Origin of the sequence: Okeania sp. SIO2B9 (assembly GCF_010672505.1) — a bacterium.
GTDB classification, from domain to species: domain Bacteria; phylum Cyanobacteriota; class Cyanobacteriia; order Cyanobacteriales; family Microcoleaceae; genus Okeania; species Okeania hirsuta.
In genome coordinates, this window is record NZ_JAAHGK010000516.1 from 1 (window position 1) to 4,925 (window position 4,925).

The following is a 4,925-nucleotide window of genomic DNA, read 5'->3' on the forward strand; positions in this document are numbered from 1 at the left end:
TTAGAGTTATGGCTCTAATCCGATAAAGAAAGACTTTTCCGATAAAGAAAGACTTTTACTCTAGCTCAAGCTCTCAGTAAAAGATGAGAAACGTACTAAACGCAAATACATAGTCAGATAGGTAAAAGTTCCAGAATAGTTCATACTTGTCTGCTAGCAAAAATTTTGAATCTATATACTTACGTAAAAGTAAGTTATGGGAAAAAAAGGTAACTATGCGGGTTCTTCTCAATGAGGAGATCAAGGTTTGTCATCACCAGAAAGGTTAAGTAAAACTTGAATCGTCTTGAATGACGAAGATTCTGTTGAGAATGTCCCCAAAAGAGCATTGGCCTGTGAGACCCAAGAGGAGCTACAAAGCAGTTTAGTAAGGATAATAAAAATGATGTTGGCACGACTACCAGCCATAATCTGACACTTTAAACACGAGGGAAAAAAGTTCAATATTAATAAAGTAAGCCCTGCAATAAATATTTATTCAAAGCTTACTTAGAGAAATGCCCAATTTCGAAGACAAAACATAAACCATATAGGTTTGGTCACTAGCTATACTGTCTTAACATAGACAGAAAACTTCTGTAAAGTAATTTATTCTTCAATTTAAGGAGCATGAGGAACGCGACATGATCCAGACTAACAACGTAATCGAAACCAAAATTAAGCCTGAGCTAGATCCTAGCGAATTGTTTCCGCAAACCCCAGCCAGACAACCAGATAATGAGTTAGACATCTTAATCACAGAGAGAGAAGGATATACAGATACTCAGTCTGATGAGGACATTCTGAAGTCTGGTAAAGTTGCTAAGTCTCGTACTAAGACTGCGACTGCGGGCAAAAAAAAGCATTACACTGAAGATTCTATTCGCCTTTATCTACAAGAAATAGGACGAATTAGGCTATTAAGAGCTGATGAAGAAATTGAACTAGCGCGTAAAATTGCAGATTTACTGGAATTGGAGCGAATTCGAGAAGAACTAATGTATCATTTGGATCGAGAACCACAAGTTAGTGAGTGGGCAAATGCTGTAGACATGGAGTTGTTAAAGTTTAAGCGTCGCTTAATACTTGGGCGTAGAGCTAAAGAAAAGATGGTACAGTCTAACCTGCGTCTAGTGGTTTCGATCGCCAAAAAGTACATGAACCGAGGTTTGTCATTCCAAGATTTGATTCAAGAAGGTAGTTTGGGATTAATTCGAGCCGCAGAAAAATTTGACCATGAAAAGGGTTATAAATTTAGTACTTATGCAACTTGGTGGATTCGTCAAGCTATTACCAGAGCGATCGCAGACCAATCTCGTACTATTCGTCTACCAGTTCATCTGTATGAAACTATATCCCGGATTAAGAAAACTACCAAACTTCTTTCTCAAGAAATGGGTCGCAAACCCACAGAAGAGGAAATAGCAACTCACATGGAGATGACTATCGAAAAGTTGCGTTTTATTGCTAAGTCAGCTCAACTGCCAATATCTCTGGAAACTCCTATAGGTAAAGAAGAAGATTCTCGACTTGGAGATTTCATTGAGTCAGATGGGGAAACTCCTGAAGACCAAGTATCCAAAAATTTACTACGAGAAGATTTGGAAAGTGTTTTAAATAGTTTAAGTCCACGGGAAAGGGATGTATTACGCTTACGATATGGTTTGGATGATGGTCGGATGAAAACTTTGGAAGAGATTGGTCAAATATTTAATGTAACTCGCGAGCGGATTCGACAAATTGAAGCAAAAGCTCTCAGGAAGTTACGACATCCAAATCGTAATAGTATCCTCAAAGAATATATCCGCTAGAGAAGTTAGGAAGTTAGTTGGTTCTCTATTACTTAGTTTTCTGAGTTCTGTTACTACAGAAATTGTAAGTAGTAGAAGTCAGCTAGATACTATTAGTCAAAGTAGAGATACTCAATTTGTTAAGAGATCAAATATAATTGTTCCTTTTGATAGGGTGTGAAAAACTGGTAAACCCTATCAAAAGGTAATTTTTCCTAAATCATTGTTTTGTGACTAGCATTTTTGTTGAATCGCTCAAAGAGTATTGGATATTATTTTCAGCGCTAAAAGAAAAAATCTGACTATAATAGACTTGTCGCTTTATAACTTAAAAATTCCCCAAAAACCTTGTTCTGTAAGGATTGTAGTTATTGGATAGCAAAAATGCTGGGAATTATTGCTCTGTCTAGGTTAGAGTGATTTTTTCCCTTTATTTAGCGACAACTCTAATGTCTGTTTGAATAACCACTTCGGAAAAATTTAGGGGCAGGGAGGTTGCATGCAACATCTCTAGGGAGTAGAAAACAATGGAAATTTTGTTTGCGCAGCATTCCGCACCGAAAAAATATTCTCTCTCAAGAGAAGAACATTTTTATTATGGCTATTTATTATGGCTAATTAATGAGACTGGATATTAAACAGAACTAGGACGTTTCATGTTTTAAACTCTTCTGTGGTTTGATCTCAAATCCGGGGGAATTGGACATAAAAAAAATATCCAATCCTCATAACTACGCTCATCAAAGTGATTCTCTCTCCTCCTGTACGTCGCCCTACCGACAGCTACTCTAGCTGAGGACTGAGGACTGAGGACTGACTCCTAAAGACTACCAATCTATAACTGTTTAACCGGATTTGATATAAGATAGTTACTATTTTCTAATGTTCGATCTTAGTTCCCAAAACTTGCAAAAATGCTGCTAACCATTGGGGATGAGCAGGCCAGGCAGGAGCTGTAACTAAGTTACCATCAACTACTACTTGGTCTACAGCCACTTCTACATATTTACCACCTGCCCTCAAAACATCAGGACTACAAGCTGGATAAGCAGTACAACGCTTTCCTTCTAAAACGCCAGCAGCAGCTAGCACTTGTAAACCATGACAAATAGAAGCGATCGCTTTGTGATTCTCGGCAAAGTGGTGACATATTTTCAAAATTTTGTCATTGAGACGAATATATTCTGGAGCGCGACCACCAGGAATGACTAGAGCATCGTACTCAGCAGGGTCTATGTCATCGAAGGTAGCATTTAAAGTAAAGTTGTGACCTGGTTTTTCGCTATAGGTCTGGTCGCCTTCAAAGTCGTGAATAGCAGTTTTGATACTTTGACCGGAAGTTTTGTCAGGGCAAACAGCGTGTACAGTATGACCGACCATTTGTAATGCTTGAAAAGGTACCATTACTTCATAGTCTTCTACATAGTCGCCTACCAGCATCAGAATTTTTTTTGCTGCCATATTTCTAACTCCTCTTGATTATTGATTTTACTAATTACAGCTTTTTCAATTATGAATCTTAATTGTTAAATTGTGAAATAAGGTGTTCAACATTTAAGCCATATATATAATTTTTGTCAAAGGCAATAGTTCAATAATTAATAATTTAGAATTAAGAATTTAGAATTACCTCTCCTTTAAAACGGAATTGATTGACTCAAAGGAAATTTTTTATTTTTATCCCCTTAAAAGAGGAGGCTTTAAACCACAATTTTTCGGTAAAAGGGAATATAAAATCTACATGATTTTTATACGCATTAAAATTAGGACAGCTAAGAAACTTCAAAACATTACAAGTAAAAGTTTTAACTATAACTGATAATTGATATTATATCATGTCCGCTGGTAAGTAGTCATACAAAATTAATTACACATACTCTCAAGCTAAAAAGCTGATGCTGTAAAAATTACAGAGAATAAGATTAGGTAATTCATGTTTAAACACTTATTGTTTGTGTAAACCTAAGCGTGAATATCTAGAGGAAATGTAAGTTTTTTTTCCAACTTTTAAGCCTTCCTCCCTCTTCCTTATTCCTTGCCTTTACCTGAAAAGACTGATGCTACCAGACTTGATATTACTTCTTAGTTTCAACAATATTCTATAGTTACTTCTTTCTGTTTTTTCCGCAAATATTGAACTAAGTCTTCTATTAAATTACGACGAATCGAAATATTTTTTGGTAATAAAGGATTTTGATAAAATTCATTAATTTTTTGCCCTACTAAAAATAAAATTGAATCTGCTTCTAATATTTCTTCTGCCAACATCACCGCACCATTTTTTCCTGAAGGCAACCTGCCAATATCGCAATTAGACTTTTTCAAAATCTCTGTACATTTGGAAATAGTTAAAATTCCTTCGGTCACTAAATCTATTCCACTTAATTTACCTATGGGTGGCATTTCTTTAGTCATCGTCGTAATATCCATTTCAATAGTTTCTCCCAGAAAATTTGCCACAATATTTCCAGTTGTTCCGCCACAAACAACTCTCCGACCGCGAAAATTTAATAATTTTTCTACATATTCAAAATCTCTATTTTCATCTAGGGGCGGACCTGTAAATATCATTACTGGATTTTTCTTTCGCACATAAATTCCAACGAAAGAGGCATCATCTCCAATTTTGCCTCCATAGAGATTATGAGTTTTTTTAATGACATTTTGAACAATATTTCTAGCAGTATGAGTATGATTTATAAATAAAGATTCGATATATTTAGCAATATTATCCCAACCCCAACCAAAATTTAAACTAACTCCTAAACCCGCGTACAAAACTCCGTCACTAATAGCTCCTAAGAAATCGCCTTTTTCTAGCTTACCTTCAGAGAAAGTAATTTTTTTATCTAATATTTTTTCTGTTTTGTTTTCTAACTGAAATAATTTACCTTTTTTAAAATATAAAACGGGAGGGTTATCAAAGTTAATTACTAGAAAGTTATTATTTTTGGGATTAATTTGAATTACGGTAAAGGTAGCATAGGCAATTTTTCTAACTTGACAAATAGGTAAAGTACCGATGACTGTTTCAATTACATCTTCTAAAGAAACGTCATCATTATTCAACATATTAATCAAAATTTCTGTGGTTAAAGTGGCTAGAATATTAGCTTTTACACCACTGCCTAAACCATCAGACAAAACGATAATAGA

At 35.2% G+C, this 4,925-nt stretch carries 3 protein-coding genes; 1 reads left to right on the top strand and 2 read right to left on the bottom strand.

Translation table 11 applies throughout. The features are described 5' to 3' along the window. Positions 1-623: 623 nt before the first annotated feature. The gene (gene rpoD, locus F6K13_RS18110; protein WP_124145688.1) at positions 624-1,790 is read left to right on the top strand and encodes an RNA polymerase sigma factor RpoD; all 1,167 of its coding nucleotides are present in this window, start codon (positions 624-626) and stop codon (positions 1,788-1,790) included. An 858-nt stretch (positions 1,791-2,648) separates the two neighbouring features. On the opposite strand, the gene F6K13_RS18115 is transcribed toward rpoD, so the two are convergent. Beyond that, positions 2,649-3,230 (bottom strand): DJ-1/PfpI family protein, encoded by a 582-nt coding sequence (locus F6K13_RS18115; RefSeq protein ID WP_124145689.1) that lies wholly within the window; start codon positions 3,228-3,230, stop codon positions 2,649-2,651. A 627-nt stretch (positions 3,231-3,857) separates the two neighbouring features. Continuing rightward, a partial coding sequence (locus tag F6K13_RS18120) for a SpoIIE family protein phosphatase (RefSeq protein ID WP_287287939.1) occupies positions 3,858-4,925 on the bottom strand: 1,068 nt, incomplete at its 5' end.